This is a genomic window from Stutzerimonas sp. LR2, from assembly GCF_055755175.1.
In genome coordinates, this window is the sequence record NZ_JBVTRR010000004.1 from 665,442 (window position 1) to 686,592 (window position 21,151).

At 61.4% G+C, this 21,151-nt stretch carries 17 protein-coding genes; 15 read left to right on the plus strand and 2 right to left on the minus strand.

Annotation, left to right across the window (positions count from 1 at the left end; genetic code table 11):
- Positions 1–13 precede the first annotated feature (13 nt).
- The 15 genes from ACVRRC_RS17435 to ACVRRC_RS17505 all read left to right on the plus strand — a co-directional run bounded on the left by ACVRRC_RS17435 (position 14) and on the right by ACVRRC_RS17505 (position 16,400).
- Complete coding sequence (locus tag ACVRRC_RS17435; RefSeq protein WP_472997293.1) at positions 14–1,576, plus strand: lipopolysaccharide biosynthesis protein; 1,563 nt, start codon at positions 14–16, stop codon at positions 1,574–1,576.
- A complete protein-coding gene (locus ACVRRC_RS17440) occupies positions 1,545–2,477 on the plus strand; it encodes a glycosyltransferase family 2 protein (protein WP_019405774.1) in 933 nt (310 codons plus the stop codon). Before ACVRRC_RS17435 ends, ACVRRC_RS17440 begins: the two co-directional genes overlap by 32 nt.
- A 49-nt stretch (positions 2,478–2,526) precedes the next feature.
- On the plus strand, positions 2,527–4,737 hold the full coding sequence (locus ACVRRC_RS17445; RefSeq protein WP_472997294.1) for a polysaccharide biosynthesis tyrosine autokinase: 2,211 nt from the start codon (positions 2,527–2,529) through the stop codon (positions 4,735–4,737).
- 22 nt (positions 4,738–4,759) lie between these two features.
- Positions 4,760–5,503, plus strand: a complete 744-nt coding sequence (locus tag ACVRRC_RS17450; RefSeq protein ID WP_017245287.1) for a WbqC family protein — start codon at positions 4,760–4,762, stop codon at positions 5,501–5,503.
- A gap of 51 nt (positions 5,504–5,554) precedes the next feature.
- Positions 5,555–6,064: a transcription/translation regulatory transformer protein RfaH gene (rfaH, locus tag ACVRRC_RS17455; protein WP_045157810.1), complete on the plus strand. Its 510-nt coding sequence runs from the start codon at positions 5,555–5,557 to the stop codon at positions 6,062–6,064.
- A 54-nt stretch (positions 6,065–6,118) separates the two neighbouring features.
- Entirely contained in the window at positions 6,119–7,429 is a 1,311-nt protein-coding gene (locus ACVRRC_RS17460; protein ID WP_472997295.1) for a glycosyltransferase family 4 protein, read from the plus strand.
- Positions 7,323–8,621 carry a membrane protein gene (locus tag ACVRRC_RS17465; protein WP_019405769.1) on the plus strand — a complete coding sequence of 433 codons (1,299 nt, stop codon included), beginning with the start codon at positions 7,323–7,325 and terminating at the stop codon, positions 8,619–8,621. The genes ACVRRC_RS17460 and ACVRRC_RS17465 overlap by 107 nt, the downstream gene beginning before the upstream one ends.
- 25 nt (positions 8,622–8,646) lie before the next feature.
- Entirely contained in the window at positions 8,647–9,954 is a 1,308-nt protein-coding gene (locus ACVRRC_RS17470) for a hypothetical protein (protein WP_172883657.1), read from the plus strand.
- Between the two features lie 178 nt (positions 9,955–10,132).
- The gene (locus ACVRRC_RS17475; RefSeq protein ID WP_019405767.1) at positions 10,133–11,239 is read left to right on the plus strand and encodes a glycosyltransferase family 4 protein; all 1,107 of its coding nucleotides are present in this window, start codon (positions 10,133–10,135) and stop codon (positions 11,237–11,239) included.
- A 55-nt stretch (positions 11,240–11,294) separates the two neighbouring features.
- Positions 11,295–12,341, plus strand: a complete 1,047-nt coding sequence (locus ACVRRC_RS17480) for a hypothetical protein (RefSeq protein WP_013982498.1) — start codon at positions 11,295–11,297, stop codon at positions 12,339–12,341.
- Between the two features lie 59 nt (positions 12,342–12,400).
- Positions 12,401–13,603: a glycosyltransferase family 4 protein gene (locus ACVRRC_RS17485; protein ID WP_011912906.1), complete on the plus strand. Its 1,203-nt coding sequence runs from the start codon at positions 12,401–12,403 to the stop codon at positions 13,601–13,603.
- A gap of 45 nt (positions 13,604–13,648) precedes the next feature.
- Positions 13,649–13,990, plus strand: a complete 342-nt coding sequence (locus ACVRRC_RS17490) for a hypothetical protein (RefSeq protein ID WP_125882210.1) — start codon at positions 13,649–13,651, stop codon at positions 13,988–13,990.
- A 40-nt stretch (positions 13,991–14,030) separates the two neighbouring features.
- On the plus strand, positions 14,031–14,225 hold the full coding sequence (locus ACVRRC_RS17495; protein WP_013982496.1) for a hypothetical protein: 195 nt from the start codon (positions 14,031–14,033) through the stop codon (positions 14,223–14,225).
- Positions 14,226–14,236: 11 nt separating this feature from the next.
- Entirely contained in the window at positions 14,237–15,310 is a 1,074-nt protein-coding gene (locus tag ACVRRC_RS17500; RefSeq protein WP_011912904.1) for a glycosyltransferase, read from the plus strand.
- 22 nt (positions 15,311–15,332) lie between these two features.
- Positions 15,333–16,400, plus strand: coding sequence for an acyltransferase family protein (locus ACVRRC_RS17505; protein ID WP_200631674.1), 1,068 nt, complete (start codon positions 15,333–15,335; stop codon positions 16,398–16,400).
- 210 nt (positions 16,401–16,610) lie between these two features.
- Here ACVRRC_RS17505 and ACVRRC_RS17510 read toward each other — a convergent pair whose 3' ends face one another.
- Complete coding sequence (locus ACVRRC_RS17510) at positions 16,611–18,776, minus strand: SEC-C metal-binding domain-containing protein (RefSeq protein WP_472997296.1); 2,166 nt, start codon at positions 18,774–18,776, stop codon at positions 16,611–16,613.
- 515 nt (positions 18,777–19,291) lie between these two features.
- Positions 19,292–21,031, minus strand: coding sequence for a hypothetical protein (locus ACVRRC_RS17515; protein ID WP_472997297.1), 1,740 nt, complete (start codon positions 21,029–21,031; stop codon positions 19,292–19,294).
- Between the last annotated feature and the right edge of the window lie 120 nt (positions 21,032–21,151).

The following is a 21,151-nucleotide window of genomic DNA, read 5'->3' on the forward strand; positions in this document are numbered from 1 at the left end:
GCGACCACAGCTCATGTCTGATCCCAAGCGGTTATCGGTGATCCGCAACACCAGCCTGAATTACCTCGGTCAGGCCTATGCCCTGCTGATCGGCATCCTGATTCTGCCGTTCTACCTGGGCCACCTGGGCGCGGAGGCGTACGGGCTGATCGGCTTTTTCGCCGTGCTGCAGGCCTGGCTGCAATTGCTCGATGCAGGGATGTCTCCGGCGCTGGTGCGGCAAGTCGCACACTACCGTGGGCAGGGCGACCTCGCCGCAGGCCGCGGCCCTGCCGGTCGCCTGCTGCGCTCGTTCGAGCTGCTGTTGCTGCCGATCGCCCTGCTCGCCTGTCTGACCATCTACCTGGCCAGCGGCTGGATCGCCGAGACCTGGTTGCAGGCACGCGAGCTGAGCACCGGGACCATCATGAACTGCATCAGCCTGATGGGGCTGATGATCGGCCTGCGTCTTTACGCGACGCTGTACAAGAGCGGCCTGCAGGGCATGGAACTGCATGGCTGGCTGAATGCGGCGAACATGCTGATCGCCACGCTGCGCTACTTCGGCGGGCTGTTCCTGGTCGCCTACGTGTCGAAGGAGCCACTGGACTTCTTCCTGTTCCAGACCGCGGTCGCGCTGGTGGAAACCTTCGCCTTCGCCAGCAAGGCCTATGTACAGCTCTCCGGCCCCGGGCTGCTGGCCGGGATCGACTGGAAGGTCGTGCGGCCGGTGCTGCCGTTCGCCGGCGGCATGTGCTTCACCTCGTTGCTGTGGATCGCCCTGACCCAGCTGGACAAGGTGCTGCTTTCCAAGGTGCTCCTGCTCAAGGAGTACGGCTATTTCTCGCTGGTGGCGCTGATTACCACCGGAATCATGACGCTGACCAACCCGCTGGTGCAGACCATTCTGCCGCGCATGACCATGCTGGTGGCCGAAGGGCGAATCGCCGACATGGAGCGGCTCTACCTGAACGCCAGCCGCTTCGTCTGCAGCGTGCTGTTTCCCCTGGCTGCAGTGATCGCCTGGCACGGACAGGCACTGATATTCGCCTGGACCGGCGACCAGGCCGCCGCCCAGTGGAGCGAGCGCCTGCTGTTCTGGTACGTGCCAGGCAGTGCGCTGATGGCGGTGGGCGCGTTCCAGTTCTACCTGCAGTACGCCTACGGCCAGCTACGTCTGCACATCTGGTACAGCGTCATTTCGACGGCGATCAGCATGCCGATCGTTATCTACGCAGCGCTGGTGCACGGCGCCTACGGCGCGGCACTGGCGTGGTTCTTCCTGCGGCTGGCGACGTTCCTGATCTGGCCGCCCGTGGTGCATCGACGCTTCGCCCCCAGGCTCAACGGCGTCTGGATGGGCGAGATGCTGCGCATCACCGCCATGACCGTTCTCGGGTTGCTCATCGGCGCGCCCCTGTTCGAGGCAATCGTCAGCGACAACCGCTTCGACATCCTGCTGGCGCTGGCCACGAGCGGGGCGGTCTGCCTGCTGCTGGTGGCCGCCAGCTCGAAGTCACTGGTCAACAAGCTTTATCTACTCATCACCAAGCGAGCATCCAAAAATGGAATTGAAGAGCGAGCAAGCCTTGATTGAGCGCTGGGGCGGCAAGACCGAACCGCTGCTGAGCATCGTCTGCCTCACCTACAATCATGCGTCCTTCATTCGGAAGACGCTGGAGAGCTTTCTCCAGCAGGAAACGGATTTCCCCTTCGAGGTGATCGTCCACGACGACGCCTCGACCGACACCACCGCCGCGATCGTCGCCGATTACGCGGCGCGCTATCCCAGCATCATCAAACCGATCTACCAGACGCAGAACCAGTTCAGCCTCGGTGTGCCGTTCAGCACGCGGCTGTTCGCCCGTGCGGCCGGCAAGTACATCGCCTATTGCGAGGGCGACGACTACTGGACCGACCCCAGCAAGCTGCAACAGCAGGTGGATTTCCTCGAACGGCATCGTGACTACGTCATCACCTACCACGACGCTTTCATGTTCAACAGCAAGGGCATCATCCAGAGCCCGCAGCTCACCGGAAAGCTGCGCAAGGACGCCACCGCCCTCGAACTGATGCAGGGCCGCCCGATCTCCACGCTCACGGTGTGCTTCCGCAACCTGATCCAGGAACTGCCGCCTGAGCTGCTGGGCGTGGAAGTGCTGGATATCTGCTGGTGGTCGCTGCTCGGCGCCTACGGCAAGGGCAAGTTCATGGCCGAGATCAGCCCGGCCGCGTACCGCGTGCACGAAGGCGGAATCTTCTCCATGCGCTCGAGCAAGCAGCGCATTCATATGGCCATGCACGCGCACTACTGCCTGGCGCGCTACTACCACCGCATCGGCAACAACGCGCTCTACGAGTATTTCCTGGTCCAGGTGTTCGGCGAGTGCCTCTCGCTGGTCTCGCCATTCAGCAAGCTCCAGGCACTCTCGACCATCGCCCAGAACATCTCGCTCAACCTGCTGCGCAGGCTGACTCCACGGCTGGCCAGGAGCTGATCAGCCCAACCGCCATCTTGCATACACGCACCATGAGGAAGGACTCCCAATGACTGCCCTGACCCGCTCTTCACTGGAATACGATGCGGACAATCGCATCGACCTGGCCGGCATCATGCGCACGGCCTACGACCACAAGGCGTTGATCATCGCCATCACCGGGTTGTTCACCGTGCTCGGCGTGCTCTACGCCCTCATCGCCACGCCGATCTACCAGGCCACCGCGATGATCCAGATCGAGCCGAAGAAGGCCGCCATTACCGGCATACCGGAAATATCCCCCCGCCCGGACTCGGTTTCCCAGGCGGTCACCGAAATTTCCCTGCTGAAATCCCGCGCAGTGCTCGGCAAGGCTGTCGAGGAACTCAAGCTCTACATCGTCGCCAAGCCACGCCAGTTTCCGCTGATCGGCGGCTACATGGCCCGACAGCATGACCCGGCAACCGACGGCGCGCTGGCCAAGCCCCTGTTCGGGCTGACCGCCTTTGCCTGGGGCGGCGAGAAGCTCGACGTCTTCCAGCTCGACGTACCCGAGGCCTATCTGGGCATGGACCTCACCCTGGTAGCCGGCACGGCCGGTAACTACAGCCTGTATGACGACGAGGAGCAGCTGATCCTCCGGGGCCAGGTCAACCAGGCCGTGGAAACCCAGGGCTTCAAGGTGCAGATCGCCGAACTGGAGGCTCGTCCGGGCACCGAGTTCAGGCTGGTCAGAAATCGCCCGCAGACCACCGCGCTGGACTACCAGGATCGCCTGAAGGTCGGCGAGGCCGGCAAGGACTCGGGGATCATCTACATGTCGCTGGAAGATCCCGACCCGCAGCTGGCCAGCCGCGTGCTGGACGAAATCAGCCGTCTGTACGTCAGCCAGAACATCCAACGCAGCTCCGCCGAGGCGGCCCAGCGCCTGGATTTCCTCCGTTCGCAACTGCCGCAGGTGCGCAAGGAGCTGGAGAAGGCCGAAGCCGCGCTGCACGACTACCAGACCAGCTCCAAGTCGGTAGACATCAGCATCGAGACCAAGGGCGTGCTGGACCAGATCGTCCAGCTGGAAACCCAGCTGTCGGAGCTGACGCTCAAGCGGGTCGACTACGACCGTCTCTATACCCGCGAGCACCCGACCTACCGCACCCTGATGTCGCAGATGAACGAGCTGCAGGCGCAGAAGGCACAGCTGCTGAAGAAGGTCGATGCCCTGCCCATGACGCAGCAGGAGCTGCTGCGCCTCAAGCGTGACATGGAAGTCACCACCCAGACCTACACCCTGCTGATGAATCAGGCCCAGGAGCAGGATGTGCTGCGCGCCGGCACCATCGGCAACGTTCGCATCATCGACAACGCCTATTCGATGACCGAGAAGCCATCCAAGCCGGTTCGGCCGCTGGTGGTGGCGCTGGCCATCTTCGTCGGGCTGCTGGTCTCGGCCGCCGTGATCCTGCTGCGCCAGGCCTTCTATCGCGGCGTTGAAAGCCCGGACGTGATCGAGAAGCTCGGTGTACCGGTCTATGCCGGCCTGCCATACAGCCCGTCGCAGGAACAACTGAACCGCCGCCGCAAGGCACGCGACGGCAAGACTCGCCTGCTCAGCCTGACCGAGCCGACCGACCTGGCCGTCGAATCACTGCGCAGCCTGCGCACCAGCCTCAAGTTCGCCATGCTCGAAGCACGCAACAAGGTGCTGATGATCACCAGCCCGACGCCTGCGGTGGGCAAGTCGTTCGTCTCCAGCAACCTCGCCGCGGTGATCGCGCAGACCGGCCAGCGCGTGCTGCTGATCGACGCGGACATGCGCCGCGGCTACCTGCACACGCTGTTCGGCATGGCGCCGCGCAATGGTCTGTCGGACGCCCTGGCCAGTGGCCTGAGCCTGGCGGAGATCACCAACCGCACCGAGGTGAAGAACCTGCACTTCATCTCCGCCGGTTTCTCCGCGCCGAACCCGTCCGAGCTGCTGATGCATGAAAACTTCTCGCGCCTGCTGAGGGAGGCCGAGCGGCTGTACGACTTCATCGTCATCGATACGCCCCCGGTACTGGCCGTCACCGACGCGGTGCTGGTCGCGCAGCAGGCCGGCACCAATCTGCTCGTGGCCCGCTTCGGCCTCAGCACCAGCTCGCAGATCGACGCCTCCAAGCGCCGCCTCGCGCAGAACGGCGTGCTGCTCAAGGGCGTGATCCTCAATGCCGTGAAACGCAAGGCGTCCACGTCGCCCTATGACAGCGGCGCCTACGGTTACTACACCTATACCCAGCAAGCCTGAACGCCAGACAAGGAGGTGCGCCGTGCTCAGAACCGTCTCGATGATGCAGCCCTATCTCTTTCCGTACCTGGGCTATTTCCAGCTGATCGCCCTCAGCGATGTGTTCGTCCTGGGCGATGACCTGCAGTATGTGAAGGGCTCGTGGATGAACCGCAACCGCGTGCTGGTCAACGGCCAGCCCAAGCTGATCACCTTTCCGCTGCGCAAAGGTCACCAGACCGAGCAAATCAGGGAGCGCTGGCTCTGCGACGACTTCGACCGCGAAGCCGAGGCGCTGATGAAAATGCTCGAGCGCTGCTATGCCAAGGCTCCGCAGCGCGACACCGTGTTGCCGCTGATCCGCAGCATCCTCGCGTATCCGGAGCGCAACCTGGCGCTGTTCACCGAGAACGCCCTGCGCAGGATCTGCGCCTACATGGACATTCGCACACCGATCTACCGCGGCTCCAGCCTGGGCCTGCCGGCGAAGATGGACATGCAGGACCGCGTCATCCAGATCGTGCATCGCATGGACGGTGAGCTATACCTGAACCCGATAGGCGGCATCGAACTGTACTGCCCTGCTCGCTTCCGGGCCGACGGGCTGCTGCTTCGCTTCCTGCGCATGGATGACCTCACCTATCCGCAGTTCAAGCACCCGTTCGTGCCCTCGCTGTCGATCATCGACGTGCTGATGTTCAACAGTCGCGAACAACTCAAGGATCTGCTGCTGCGCTTCAGCGTGGTCGAGGGCCACGAAAAGCGCGCAGCACTGGCGACGGCATGATGGGTACCGGCCATCCGGAACCGAGCAGGTCAATCAGGAAAGGACATCCTCATGACAACGAACAAGACCGCACGCTGGTATCTGATCCAGACCAAGCCGCGCCAGGAGGCCCGCGCCGAGGAGCACCTGCTGCGCCAGCACTTCGAGTGCTATCGCCCGCTCAAGGCGTCGGCGGCGACGCGCAGCGGACAGGGCGCCAAGGCTGGCGAGCCGCTGTTTCCCGGCTACCTGTTCATTCGCCTCGATAGCACCCACGACAACTGGTACCCGATTCGCTCCACCCGCGGCGTGAACCGCGTGGTGTCCTTCGGCGGCCAGCCGACACCCGTGCGTGACGAGCTGATCGAGCAGCTGCGCCAGCGCCTGGCCCAGGACGAGCGCGCCCCTGTGGCCAGCTTCAAGCCCGGCGAAAGGGTGCAGGTCAGTGGCGGCAGCTTCAGCGAGATCGAAGCCATCTTCGTCAGCAGCGATGGCGAGGAGCGCTCCGTCATCCTCCTCAACCTGCTGCAGCGGGAACAGAAGGTACGGGTGCCGACCCGCTATCTCCAGTGCCACTCCTGATCCAGGCAAGGCGCATCGCCCGAAGACCTGACAGGTTCAAACAGCGAGCCAACGATGAAGATCCTATTTCTCAATGCGTTCTATGCGCCACACATCGGCGGAGGTGCGGAAGTCGTCCTTCGCCATCTGGCCGAAGGGCTGCTGCGCCGCGGTTGCGAGGTAGCGGTGCTGGCGACCGGCCCGGATGGCGGCCTGAACATGCAGATTCAGGACAGCGTGCGGGTCTACCGTGCCGGCCTGGCAAATCACTACTGGCACTACACCCAGCAACGCCCCGGTCGCCTCGCCCGCCTCGGCTGGCACTACCGCGACCGCTACAACGCCGACATGCGCCAGCACGTACGCGAAGTGATCCAGCGCGAGCAGCCCGATATCGTCGTCAGCAACAACCTCACCGGCTGGTCGATTTCCGCCTGGGACGAAATCACCGCCGCGGGCCTGCCGATCGTCCAGGTACTGCACGACCTCTACCTGCTCTGCCCCAAGGACACCATGTTCAACCACGGCAAGAGCTGCCAGCGCCAATGCGGCCTGTGCTCGGTATTCCGCCTCGGCCATGCCCGCGCCTCGGCGCAGGTGGCGACGGTGATCGGAGTCAGCCGCTTCGTGCTCGAGCGCATCACCGCCCAGGGCTACTTCAGCCGCGCGCGCCAGCACGTGGTGCACAACCGCACGCCCGTCACTACCGGGCAGAACAGCAAGCCCAAGCTGCGCAACAGCCATCCGCTGCGCTTCGGCTATATCGGCACGCTTTCGGAGAACAAGGGCGTGGGCTGGCTGATCGAGCAGTTCCAGCGATTGGAGATCGATGCACGGCTGGATATCGCCGGGCGCGGCAAGCTGGACTACGAGAGCAAGCTCAAGGCCATGGCCGACCCGAGCAAGGTCAGCTTCCTCGGCTACTGCGACAGCGACGAGTTCATGCAGAGCATTGATGTACTGGTGGTGCCGTCGCTGTGGGCCGAGCCGTTCGGCCTGGTGGCCGTCGAAGGCTGCGCCAACAACCTGCCGGTGATCGCCAGCAACATGGGCGGCCTGCCGGAGATCATCCGCGACGAGTACAACGGCCTGCTCTGCTCGCCCGACGATCCTGATTCGCTCGGCATCGCCATGCTCTGGCTCTACATCGACGGCGGGTTGCGCCAGCGCCTCGCCGGCCAGGCACGAGCCAGCGTGCTGTCGCTGCTGGATATGGAACGCATGCTGGACCAGTACCAGTCCATCCTGCACGAGACACTTCAGGGAACGAGAATTCACCATGAACCAGAGCCTGCTGATCACCCCACGGCGACGCGACTCGAACCCGTTGGCCTTCGACAAGCCGACATTGTTGACGCTGGTCGTCGCCTCGCTGCTGCTGACTGAAACCTTCTCCGGTGCCCTGCGCTACTACTTCGACATGGCCGGGATCTCCTGGCTGCTGTACCTGCCGAAGGTCGCCTGCCTGGCAGCGCTGAGCCTGGAGCTGCTGCGCTACCGCGGCTGGCCGCTGTTCTGGCTGGTGATGCTGGGGCTGGTGACATCCAGCCAGCTGGCGCTGATGCACGGGGCGGAGCTGCATAACATCGGTTTCAGCCTGTTCATCTACATTCCGCTGCTGTTCGGCCTGATCTGCGGCCGGCATCTGGAGCTGCGGCTCGGGCTGTTGCGACGAGTCATCGGCTTCTGCCTGATCGCCTCGTTCGTCGGCATCGCCCTCGACCTGACGACCAGCGTGCCGTGGAAGGGCTACAGCTACATGGTCGGCGAGGTGGAACTGAGCGCCAACCGCTCCTGGGCATTCGACGACATCGACCGCATCGGCGGCTTCGCCCGCATGTCCACCGCGTTGTCGGTGATGATCGCGGTCTACAGCCTGTTCATCGCCGCATTCATCCGCTCGCGGCTGCTGCGGCTGCTGCTTTACGTCGCGGCCCTGATCGGCATCGTGCTGACCACCAACAAGTCCACCGCGGCGGCCTATGTACTGACGCTGCTGATGCTGATCTTCACGGCCTATCGCTTCGCCAGCGCCGCGGCGTTCCTCATCGCCGTGCTGGTCGGCCTGATGCTGCCGGCAATCAGCCTGGTGCTGAGCCTGGACCCGAATGCGGCCAACAACGGCACGCTGCTCGCCTCGTTCGCCGACCGGCTGATTAACAGCTGGCCGAACTTCATCGGCGTCATGCTCCGCGAGGGCTGGGGCTGGTGGGGCGCGGGCTTCGGTGCTGTGGGCAGCGCCGGTCACGCCTATCCGGTGCCAGGCCTGGAGCTGCTGGTCATCGCCGATAACACCGCGCTGTACCTGTGGGGGATGCTCGGCGTGTTCGGCGTGTTGCTCTACCTGCTCTGCTTTCCTCTGATGCTGCGCCTGCACGAGCGCGGGCCAAGGCTGCGCGACGCACTGCTGCCGATCGTCTTCTGCCTGTGCCTGGTGGCCTGGGCCACGGACGTACTGGAGGTGACCACCGCCACGCTGTTCCTAGGCCTGGCCATTTCCCACGTGCTGACGCCAGCCCGGGCGTCAGCACGCGGCCTCGCCCCGCAACGGCTGCCGGAACTGCGACACCTGACCTGAGCATCAACCATCACGGATGATCCACATGACGATTCGCTCTACCCTGCTCCACGCTTTGCTGCTCGGGGGGCTGCTCGGTGCATCCCTACAGAGCGCCGCACAGACCACCGAGGAACCCTTCGTCGTCGGTGTCTGCGCCCACGAGCTGCACCGCGGTGATCCCAGCGGCCGCGCCTACGCCATGATGCGCGATGCCGGCATCACCTCCGTGCGCACCGATGCCCACTGGGCCTATGTCGAGCGCCAGCCGAACCAGCTGAAGATCGAGCCGTCCTGGCACCGCTACCTCAAGGAAACCGCCCGTCACGGCCTGAGCACCCAGTTCATCCTCGGCTATGGCAACCAGCACCACGGCGGCGGCGAAAAACCCCGCACCGAGCCGGTCCGGGCGGCGTTCAACCGCTACGTCAATCACCTCAGCGAGGCTTTCAAGGGTCAGGTGGCCTATTACGAGATCTGGAACGAATGGGACGTGGAGGACCCGCGCGACCCCAGGTTCACCCAGGACTACGCCCGCCTGATCGCCGATGCGGCCGGTATCGTTCGCCAGCGCGACCCCGCCGCCAAGGTGCTGGCCGGCGCGGTGACCACCCAGGGCATCGAGTCGGGATTCGCCCTGCGTCTGCTGGAGAACGGGCTGATGCAATCGGTGGACGGCCTGTCATTGCATCCCTACGTGCATTGCCGCGGCTGGCGACGCAACACCCCGGAAGCCTGGATCGACTGGATGGCCGAGGTGGACAAGGAGCTGACCCGCGCCGCGGGACGGCCCGTGCCGCTCTACCTCACCGAGATGGCCTGGCCGTCGCATCAGGGTGCCTGCGGCATCGACGAGAACCTGCAGGCGGCCTACCTGGCACGGGCGTTCTTCCTCGCCAGGACGTTGCCGAGCATCCGCGGCATGTGGTGGTACGACTTCCGCAACGACGGTACCGACAGAACCGAGCGCGAGCACAACTTCGGCCTGGTCCGCCAGGACTTCACGCCGAAGCCGGCCTACCGCGTGCTCACCGCCGTCAGCGATATCGTCGCCAACTACCGCTTCATCGGCCGCGACGAGAACAGCGACGGTGACGTGGTGGCGCTGCGTTTCGCCCGTGGTGAAGACGAACTGCTGGTGGCCTGGAGCGCCGGCAAGCCGCGCAACCTGGAGCTCGAAGCGCTCGACCCGCAACCCGGCCGGGTGGCGTTGATCGATACGGCGCAACCACAGCACGGCCGTGTCACCAGCAACGCCCGCTGGGAATGCACGGGCAGGGGCGGTCGTTGCCGCACAACGCTCAAGCTCGATGGCTTTCCCAAGATCGTCAGCCTGCGCGCCGTGCAGGACTAGCGCCCTACCGCTTTGCGCGCAACCGGCCGCCGCGCCGGCCCTGCGCTCGGCCACCGGCCGATAGAACCGGGCCAGGTCCACTGGCCCGCTGCCAATCACAACGCAACGCACCCGCTGCGTCACAGTCATCGCGCGAGCGCTGCCGGCCCGCGCGATCGCCCTTTGCAAGGAGAGACCCATGATTGTCATCAACGCTCGCTTCCTGACCCAGGAAACCCGCGGCGTGCAACGTTTCGCCGAACAGGTCTGCCTGGAGTTAGGCGCCATGCGCAAGGACCTCACCTTTGTCGCGCCTCAGGACACGCCCGTGCATGGCAGTGCCGAACGCTTGCAGGTACGCCGTATCGGACGCAACCGCGGGCACCTGTGGGAACAACTGGACCTGCCGTTGTGGCTGGCGCGCAATGGTCGGCCGCCGCTGGTATCGCTGTGCAACACCGCCCCGCTGATCTACCGCAACCAGATCGCCACCCACCATGACATCACCTACGTGCGCCATCCGGAAAGCTACTCGCGCACCTTCCGCGGTGCCTACAAGAGCCTGACGCCGCTGCTGCTCAAGCGCATCAAGGCTCTGATCACGGTCAGCGACTTTTCCCGCAAGGAAATCGCCCGCTACTACGGCTACCCGAGAGAGAACATCTGTGTGGTGCCCAACGCCGTGTCGGCGAAGTTCCGCCCACCCGCCGCGGAAAGCCAGCCGCCGGCTGGCAGGCCCTACCTGCTGGCCGTGTCGTCGCCCAATGCGCACAAGAACTTCGCTCGCATGGTGGCCGCCTTCCTCAGCCTGGAAGGCTTCGACGAGGTGGAATTGCACATCGTCGGCGACTCCCACTCGGTGTTCTCCGGCAGCGACTACCGGCTGGAAGGCAATCCTCGCGTACGCGTGCTTGGCCGCCTCGACGACGAGCAGCTGGTGCGCGAATACCAGGGCGCCACCGCGTTCGTCTTTCCGTCGCTCTACGAAGGCTTCGGCATACCGCCGCTGGAGGCGCAGGCCTGTGGCTGCCCGGTGATCGCGGCGCGGGCCGCGTCGATTCCCGAAGTGCTCGGCGAAAGCGTCCTGTATTTCGAGCCACTGAACATCGAGGACATCGCCCGCTGCATGCGCCACGTGCTGCAGGACGCCGGCCTGCGCGAAGACCTGCGCACCCTCGGGCTGGCCAACGTCGAGCGCTACTCCTGGAAGCGCTCCGCGCAGACGGTTTCCCAGCTGATCGACGAGACGCTGATGGGCAGAAGCAAGCCGCCGACCTTCATCGCCTGGTCGTCGGACCGCCCCTAGCAGCGCCGAGCCTATGCCCGGCCCGTACATTTCCATCCGTCAAACGAGGCAGACCATGGAACGGTTGGTGCACATCGACGCGCTGCGAGGCGGCGCATCCATCCTTCTGATTGTTCATGTCGTAGCGCTGCCGCTGCTGACAGAGCCCGGTTCCTCGCCGGCCATCGACCTCTGGCTGGTGGCCACGCTGTGGCTGCTGTTCGGCTGCGGCTTTCTGGTACCGGCCGCCTTGCATGCAGGTGGCAATGACGGACGCGGCTTCGCCATCCGGCGCCTGCTGCGCCTGCTGCCGGTGTATCTGCTGGCGGTCCTCCTGACTGCGGTGCTGCTACCAAGCTTGCCGGCCTGGCTGCCCGGCGTGACGAGCCGCTACCCAGGCATGGCATTCGAGGCCGTGAGCGCCTACGGCGCCCTGCCGCCCCTTCTGCTGTTCTACGGGCTGTGCCTGCTGCTGCATGCGCTCGGCCTGCTTCACAGCGTGAGCCTGCGGGCCGGCTGCGCCCTGGTGCTGCTCGCGGCCGCACTGCTGCTGGCCCTGACCCAGCAGCTGATCGACAGGACGCTGCCGGTAACCCTGCCGCTGGTGTTGTCGCTGATGTTCTTCGCCTCGTTGCGCTACGAGGTGCAGCACGAGGCCAGCAGCTACGCCCGCCGGCGCGCCCGTGAATATGCGCGCTACACGCTGCGGGTTTACCTGCTGGTGCTGCCGGTGATTTTCGTTGCCGGCTGGGCGCGGGACGGCTCGGCACAGCAGGCCGCCTGGCCGGGACAGTTGCTCGGCTACGCCGTGGCCGTCGCCCTGTTCCTGCTGTTCACCGGTCGCCTGCGCCTGCGGGCGCCATTGCTCATCTGGTTCGGCAGCCTCAGTTGCTCGCTCTACCTGCTGCTGCCGGCGATGCAGCGCCTGGGCCAGCTGCTGACGCAGACGCTGGGCCTGAACGGTCCGCTGGCGGCCAGTGCCAGCGCGGTATTTGGCCTGGCGCTGGCCATCACATCCGCCCTGCTCTGCCGCCGCCTGCTCGAGCACCCGCTGACGCGCGCCGGCAATCGGCTCACCGGACAGCGCGGCGTACTGCCCCTGGGCCGCCTGCACAGCCGCTGACCAACGCTTTCCGTATCGCGGCCTGGCCGCTCATTCGTTTCGACCAAGGATGTCATCCCATGAAAGTTGCCATCGTTCACGATTGGCTGGTGACCTACGCCGGCGCCGAGCGCGTGCTGGCCGGTTTGTGCGCGGTCTGGCCGGAGGCCGACCTGTTCGCCGTCATCGACTTCCTCTCCGATGAAGACCGCGCCCATCTGGGCGGCAAGCGCGCTACCACGACCTTTATCCAGCAGCTGCCGAAGGCGCGGACGCACTACCAGAAGTATCTGCCGCTGATGCCGCTGGCCATCGAGCAGCTGGACATGTCCTCCTACGACCTGATCATTTCCAGCAGCCACGCGGTGGCCAAGGGCGTACTGACCGGCCCCAACCAGTTGCATATCAGCTATGTGCATTCGCCGATCCGCTATGCCTGGGACCTGCAGCACCAGTACCTGCACGAGGCCAGCCTGGAGCGTGGCATCAAGGCCAAGCTCGCGCGCATGCTGCTGCACTACATGCGCATGTGGGACCAGCGCACCGCCAGCGGCGTCGACGAGTTCATCGCCAACTCGCACTTCATCGGCCGGCGCATCAACAAGAGCTACCGGCGCCAGTCCACGGTGATCTACCCACCGGTAGACACGCGCCAGTTCACGCTCCACGAGGCCAAGGAGGACTTCTATCTGACCGCCTCGCGCATGGTGCCGTACAAGAAGATTCCGCTGATCATCGAGGCCTTCGCGGCGATGCCGGACAAGCGCCTGATCGTCATCGGCACCGGGCCGGAGATGGACAAGGCTCGCGAAGTAGCAGGGCCCAACGTGACCTTGCTCGGCTATCAGAGCTTCGAGGTACTGCTGCACCACATGCAGCGCGCCAAGGGCTTTGTCTTCGCCGCCGAGGAAGACTTCGGTATCGCCCCGATCGAGGCTCAGGCCTGCGGCACGCCGGTGATCGCCTATGGCCGCGGCGGGGTGCTGGAAACCGTGCGCGGGCTCGACCAGCCGGAGCCGACCGGCGTGTTTTACCCGGAGCAGACGACCGACTCGATCATTGCCGCCATCGCGGAATTCGAAGCGAATCGCGCACGCATCACCCCTGCCAACTGCCGCAGCAACTCGGAACGTTTCTCCGGCGAGCGCTTCGAGCAGGAAATCCGCGCTTTCGTCGAGGCCCGCGTGCGCGAGGCCCGCTTCGAAGGCCAGGACCTCGGCTCGGCAGCGCAGCCCAGCACCCCGCTCTACCCAGCCGCAGTGGTGCCGATCAAGCAAGCCTGAACGACCTACCCAGCCATTCATGTACGCATTTACGAGGTTTCAAGGATGAACACGGTAAAGCAATGGATGAGGGCGACCCGCGCCCTCGGTTTCGCACTTGTGCTGGTGGTCGAGCCGGCCAGTGCCATGGTGATCGCCGAGCCGCTGAGGGCCGATGCGGACCTGCCGGACGTGCAGGGCAGCACCTCGTCGTCCTGCGACAGCGCGGGCAGCCCGAGCCCGATCGCCTACAGCGAGTCATCCAACGATTCAGCGCTGCCCTGCGCCACCACCGGTGGCAGCCAGGGCACCAGTCAGTCGCCTGGCCATCCGGGCCATCGCGTCGTCGAGCCAGCCTCCGGCTCGTTCTGGTATGCCCCGACGGACAGCAGACGTTATTCATTCTGACCACGGGCGTCGCAGCGCCCGGCCACTCAGGAGCCTCAGCATGAGCACAGAAGGAACCGCCAGATCTCCGCTGATTCTGGCCGATGGCTACTCCTACACCGAACTCATTCCCGTGCCGGACAGCCCGTCCGGCTTCATCCGTATCTTCCACGCCTTCTTCAGCCCGCAGGAAGAAACACCCGAGCCCGAGGTGGAGGCGTACCACACGCCGCTCGCCACACCGGAACAGAGCTGAGGACCGACACCATGCACAACCAGGCTCGCATTCAACCGTGCCGCCAACAGACGCCGGCTGTGGCCGACATGGCCTGCGACATGCCGATCAGGCGCCAGACGACCATCGTCACGGTCACCTATGGCGATCGCCTCATCTACCTGCGTCGCCTGATCGAACAGGCCTTTGCCTTCGAGCAGATCACCCGCGTGGTGGTGGTCAGCAACGCCTCCCGCGCACCGCTCGAACAGCTCACCAGCCGCTGGCCCGGCCAGGTCCGCATCATCCCGCTGGAGCAGAACACCGGCTCGGCCAACGGCTATGCGGTAGGCCTGCAGGCCGCACTCGAAGAAGGCGCCGAATACCTGTGGATGATGGATGACGATAACGCGCCCACCGCGTCCGCCGTGCGCCTGTTGCACGAGGAACTGGCGCGGCTGGGCGATGAGGTGGGCTTGCAGAATGCCGCAGTGCTGGGCTTCCGCCCCAGCCAGCAGGAGGATATCGCTCGCGGCGTGCCGCGACGCTTCGCCATTCAGCCGCGCTCCAGCTATTTCGGCTTCCATGTCGCGCAGCTGCCCTACAAGCTCTGGCGGCGCCTGCCCTGGGGCCGGCCCAAAGGAACGCCGCCACGCGCCATCGACCTGCCGTTCGCCCCCTACGGCGGCATGCTCGCGCATCGCAGCCTGTACCAGGCGATCGGTCTGCCGTTGCGCGAACTCGTGCTCTACGCCGACGACACCGAGTACACCCGCCGCATCACCGCCATGGGCGGCCGTCTGCGGCTGGTCACCGATGCGCTGATCGACGAGCTGGAGCTGTCGTGGAACATCAAGGCGCACACCCGCAACATCTACGAGGCCTTCCTGCTCGGCGATTCGGACTTCCGCGCCTACTACACCGCCCGCAACCAGGCCTGGTTCGACACCCATGTGTGGGCGGCCTCGCCGTGGCTGTACCGCCTGAACCGTCTGATCTTCCTCGGCCTGCTGCGTCATGTCGCGCGGCGCCAGCAGGTGCCGGAACGACTGCGGCTGATCGAACAGGCGATCCGTGACGGCGAAAGCCGCACGCTGGGGATGAGCCGGACATTCCCACTGCGCTGACCACACACACAAGGAGGTTCCGATGCCCACGCCCACCCCGGCGAACCGAGACAACAACTTCGATTTCCTGCGTTTTTTCGCCGCCGCGATGGTGGTGTTCGGTCACAGCTACGGCCTCGCCGGGCAGGCGCACCAGGAGCCGTTGCGCCTGTTCAGTGGCAGCTACGACTCGGCGGACATCGCCGTGCACGTGTTCTTCGTCATGAGCGGCTTCCTGATCGCCGCCTCCTGGCTGAACAGCCGCAGCGTGCTGGACTTCGCCGCCAAGCGGGCGCTGCGCATCATGCCGGCGCTGATCGTTTCGGTGCTGTTCGTCGTGCTCGTGATCGGGCCGCTGGCCACGCGCCTGCCGCTGGGCGAGTACTTCAGGGCACCCGGCACCTTCGCCTACCTGAGCAACGCCGCGCTGATCACCGAGTTCCGCCTGCCCGGCGTGTTCGCCAGCAATCCCTTCCCGGACACGGTCAACGGCTCGCTGTGGACGCTGCCCTACGAGGTGCTGATGTATGCCACCGTGGTAACGCTTGGCCTGCTCAAGGCATTCGGTCGCAACATGGCGCTGATCAGCCTGCTGCTGATGGTCGTCACGCATTTCTGGCTGATCCCACTCTACGAGGTGCAGAGCGACCTGCTGTACAAGGCCACCCGACTGGGAGCGTTCTTCTATGCCGGAGTGGCCTTCTACCTGTATCGCCAGCGAATCCTGTGGAGCTGGAAGCTCGCCACGCTGATGGTGGTCGCCAACCTGATCTTCGCGCGCAACGACCAGTGGGAGTTCGTCCATGTGCTGACGCTCCCCTACCTCACGCTCTACCTCGCCCAGCTACGCATCCCGCGCCTGGCCGGGTTCGGCAAGGCCGGCGACTTCTCCTACGGCCTGTACATCTTCGCCTTTCCGATCCAGCAGCTGATCATGCACTGGAGCGATGGCCGGCTACCGCTGCTGCCGTTCATGGCCTTGAGTTTCATCACCAGCCTGGCCGCCGCCGTGCTGTGCTGGCATCTGATCGAAGCGCCGGCGCTCAGGCTCAAGCGCTATCTGCCGCAGCCACCCCCACAGACTGCCGGCGTCGCTGCAACGTCCCGCTGAACGGCACGTTCGGCATGGCTAAAAAATGCTCAGCTCTGTATACTCGCGCGCCTTTTTCATGCGCGGTTTTCGAGGTTCTAAGTCGATGAGCAAAACGCCAACAGTCGGGTTCGTGAGCTTGGGTTGCCCCTAGGCGAGGAAATGTATACCGAGAGGCGGTGGCACATTTCGCGCACCCTTCCCCCTCACTCAGGTACTGAATTGTCTGAGCTAGCTCAAGCAACACTTCTTGTACTTTCGGCCGCTGCCGCAAGGGCATTGATCATTTCTACCAACCTTCTGCACCCGACAGCGCCCTTGCATCAAGCTAGATAGTGCTTGCTCAACCTGCATGGGCTCTCGCAGATCTTGGGCCGCTACATCCATTTGGTCGTTCTGTATCCAAGGAGAAGTCAGCGTCACCCCAAACCTTACTCTTGGACCAATAGGACTTAGGCAAAGACCAAACCATTGAGTAGCCTTCTGCTTGTATTTACGCAGGGAGCAGTAAGACTCTAGGCGAGGGCCTGCGATAGACGCGGGCTCATTGGTGCAGTGAAATGTAATCCCCGGTCCATCTTCCAACACAAACGTGGCATCATGCAATTTGCCGTCAGACCTTGATCGCCCCGCCAACCGATCAACTGCTCGACTTATACTAACAACTGCCTTTTCACTAAGAGCCAGCAGTTGAAAACCGAGTTCTATAGTTGCCGAAAGCGGATGCGACTCAATGTCTTTGATTATCCGCCCAATCAATGTTTTAGAGAGACGTGCTAGAACCCCATCTGGTGTAGCCGCTCCCTCTAGCCCAGTGCGTCGAACCATCATTGCAATATCTAGACCAGACGAGAAATCATCAGCAAGATGCATCAGGTTAATATCTTGCTCTACCCAAAGATTCTTTGACAAGTGATAACCAAGAATCGTCAACTCTTGCGACGCCATAACCTGCTCAGCAAAATTCGCCCGGCGATTTACATAGCTGAGAAACCGCAAAGGCGATTCGAGCATTTCAGTCATCGCATCCAGAGCAAAGACATCCATCACCAAAGGCGCCTGTACCCGGTCAACTACCTCAGGTTGCAAGAACTGACGAGCCTGAAAACTCAACGCAGGATAGTGGTCACTTACAACACAAAATAGGTATACCTCCTTTATAACCTCCGGCAACTCCACTGCGGTACCGTTTGAGACAATCTGCTTGTAATCTTTGTTAAGGAGACTCTTGGCACACTCGACGGCCTGACTATAAGCAGCCTGAACAGCCTTCTTAAAATCATCTCGGATTACCTGATCGTTCCCCTTCCTCGCCTCCAATGTCAAACGCTTCGACTTAGCTTGCACAATGATGACGCGATCACCCCATACAACAAGAACATCTATCTCCGATGTTCTTGTAGCCTTGCTCTCAACAACATCAACATTCATATGAACATGTTGCTTGCCAAATACGGCAGCGAGACGTGCACCTGCAAAACACTCGGTAAAATCTCCTCGATTTTTTGTAAGAGTTGGAAGATATCTCTTATCTTTTGCCATCCAATAAAAAGGGGCTTCATAAATAGCTTCTGCCAAGGAGTATCCTTGCAGTGAAAAAACATCGCCGCACGGCATACGCAACAAAGGCGTAGCGGTTATAGCATTGAAATCATTCAATGCTTCAAATCCATTATTTTGCTCTCCACCGGGAAGCTCGAATGCTTCAAGAACTCGCACTACCAGCTCCCTGGAAAGCCCAGTTCCTACGACCACCTCGTCCACGCTAAAGGAAAAGATAGGCAGCATAGTCCACTCATCAGGGTGCATACTTCTTGTACGCACCCTATGAGAGGCAAAGTGATCGACGTGCAAAGACTCAATAGTCTTAGCTACGAGTACAGCATGTTCAATGTTGAAGCCTTTGTTCGCCTCAAGCCACGGAGCATCCGCTGCATACTTTAAAATTGCCAAGTCTAGGTACTGAAAGCCGTATGCCGCTTCACCACCGTAAAAAATCGGCTCCCTTAATGCTGCGCCCCTATTGAATGGGTCAAATGAGCCATTTTCTAACGCTTCCTTAGTAATATCATGGAAAAACTCTCCAGAAAGACAATGATGCAACTCCTCCAAAAGACTTTCGGTCTTGTCAGAGTAGGCCTGCAGAGTTCGAGGAGACGGAAGCGACCAGTCAATCGCCCCCTTGACCATCAGCCCCATCAGAGTAGTTATCTCTGTACGGATCAACCTAGACGGAGAGAACATTTTCTCTAGGTCAGATTGCTGCACGTGCCCTTTATAGAGGATCACATTGTCACGAAAGCATAGGTAGGCAAGAGCGTGCACATAACCAGGCTTCTGACACAGCTCAGCAAGATCAGAAAAAACCTCCTGTTCAGACCGAGTCGGCATCTTCATTGGCAAGCTCCTTAGCTGCATCCTTGAAGCTCCAATAGCAGCAAATAGTTGACGGTGGCGCCAGGCACTTGTAGCCATCTCAATGCTGGAAAATTGCCCTCGCGGCCGCTAGAACTGCGCACTTTTTGATCAACACTTGGCCCCATCCTTTGAGATAGCGCGGCTTTTGAGGTTTCACCATGTCTACTGCTATCCCAAAATTCGGCTTCATCAGTCTTAGATGCCCTTAAGCTCCATTGTCGAAATCCCACAACAAAAAGCCAGCCCCGAACTCTCTCATGCCAAAGCGCTATATCATGAGGTACTCAGACGATACTCCGCGGATTGCTCAGCATGTTTTCAGCAATGCGGTGTGTTCGACTTACATGACGAAGCGGCGCTCCTGCAAGCACCCGGTTTAGGGTTCGCGGTTGAAGCATTCGGGAAACGTCGTCTGGCCTGAGTCTTGAGCGCTCCTTGCGGCAGCATGTAGATTCTGAGCAAGTGCCCATTCATTCCGGGGCAGACCGCAGTGACTATCGCAAAGCGTCTGTCAGCTTTGCGGGCGAGATGACCAAAAAGGTTTTTGTCCCATCGCTTTGAACTCTAAACCACGGCTTAGTATCTGCACCGAGTACTGTCTGAGTCATCTGATTGATCTGGTTAACAGTCACTTTGAAGCTCTGGGTTCCTTCTGGGAGCTTGAGATCGATATCTTTTCCCCAGAACATCTCCCCCGCGCGAATTTGCGTTGGCACCAACTCCTGAAGGACCTTTTTTTCCTTCCAGCTAACAGTTCCATTGAACCACGCTCGCGCGTCATACCAAAGTTTGTCCCCGCTAAATGGCCGGTTAGGACCGCAAGATCCACCATTTTTAAGCTTAATACTCATAATGAACCCCCCTGGGCTTGTCTCAAGCGGCCCATCTACTGACCTACCCTGGTTCCCGCTGTTCTCAACGACGCTTACAGTCTTGTAGTCAATTATCCAAGAAGCGTCCCCTCGACGATTCACACGGACGACATAGGACCTCTCACCAGCACAATGTGAGTTACCTACAGCAACGGCTTCGCTAACAGCCTCTTCGATAGGCTTTGGCGTCTGAACCACCGCGGTAACGCTGTAGTCACCCGCTTTCTGTGGAACCACAGTCACATAGGTTTTGAACATTCGAGTAGCGGCTGGGGTGCTGGTAATCCAATTCCAAAAGCGGGTATACCACGGCTGATAGTCCATAACGACCAGCTCCCCGTTACGGCCTTCAATCACTGAGTTGGAAATGAAGGCTAATCCAGGGCATTTAAAAGTGAGTTTAGAGTCGAGTTGCTCGACTGAAATGCATGAAGTATCACCGAATGACAAGGACGCCGGCCCGTAATTTAAGTCAGACCCTTTGATGATTATGGAGACATCTTTGAACTGACCAAACATATTTGGCTTATCAAGCTTAAGCGCCTCGACGGCCTCCTTTCTGAGGAAGTTTCTAACCGCGTGCGACGGCTCTTTTGATTTGCTCAAGATCTCTGGTTTATAAGCCCTGTAAGTCCCGAGGGGTGCATTCTGGGCTAAGTTTTTTAATTCTTCTGAGAGATCTATCGAATTGCTAAGAGTCTTAACACTCATTTCGTCAAATTGGGATTTAAGCTCAGAGGCCGCGAGCGCTTCCAGCATAGATTGCTGGCGCTCATCCAGAATAGGCGGGTCGCTTATCTGTTTTTCCTCTAGCTTCAACTTTTCTCTCAACGACAGTGTATCGCCCATCGACAAGATGTTGAGATCAGTCGTGGTATTGTCGATCTTTCCTGCGAAGGTTGACTCGACATAGGTCGGATCAACCTGTAAGACTCGCGCTGTTCTTCGGGCAAACGGTAAATCACGAATAGAGTCACTTAAACGAATTTGAACATCTTCCAGATTTTCGATGGAGGCGTTAGCTGCGCTGGCAGCAACGTGGATCAAAGACTCAGACTGGGAGAAAAAAAGGCGCTGTGAGTCATTGAGGTCTTTGACGACCTTTCCTTCAAGCTCCTGAGCCGCATAATTCAGGTCGCTGATAACGATTTGCATATCTTGTCGGATACGGAAAGCATTCACGTTCACCGTGTTGTCAAGGTCATGCATGATTTTCTCTGCTGCGCTCTTCAGCTGATCGATTACACCAGAAACCGACGTGCCAGCCGAAGCTGTCGCAAGGATGTCGGCTGATGAAGTTGGTGCATGTAGGGCGAGCGCAACGCAGGACACCGATAGGCAGGCGCGGAAGGTGATCATCATGGTTCCTCAATGTGCATATTGAACTGTGCCGCGTGATGACCAGCTCTGCTACGCAGGCATTCGCAGCAGAATGCCTCAATACGGAACTGCATTTTTATACAAGCATATAGCCGCAAATCT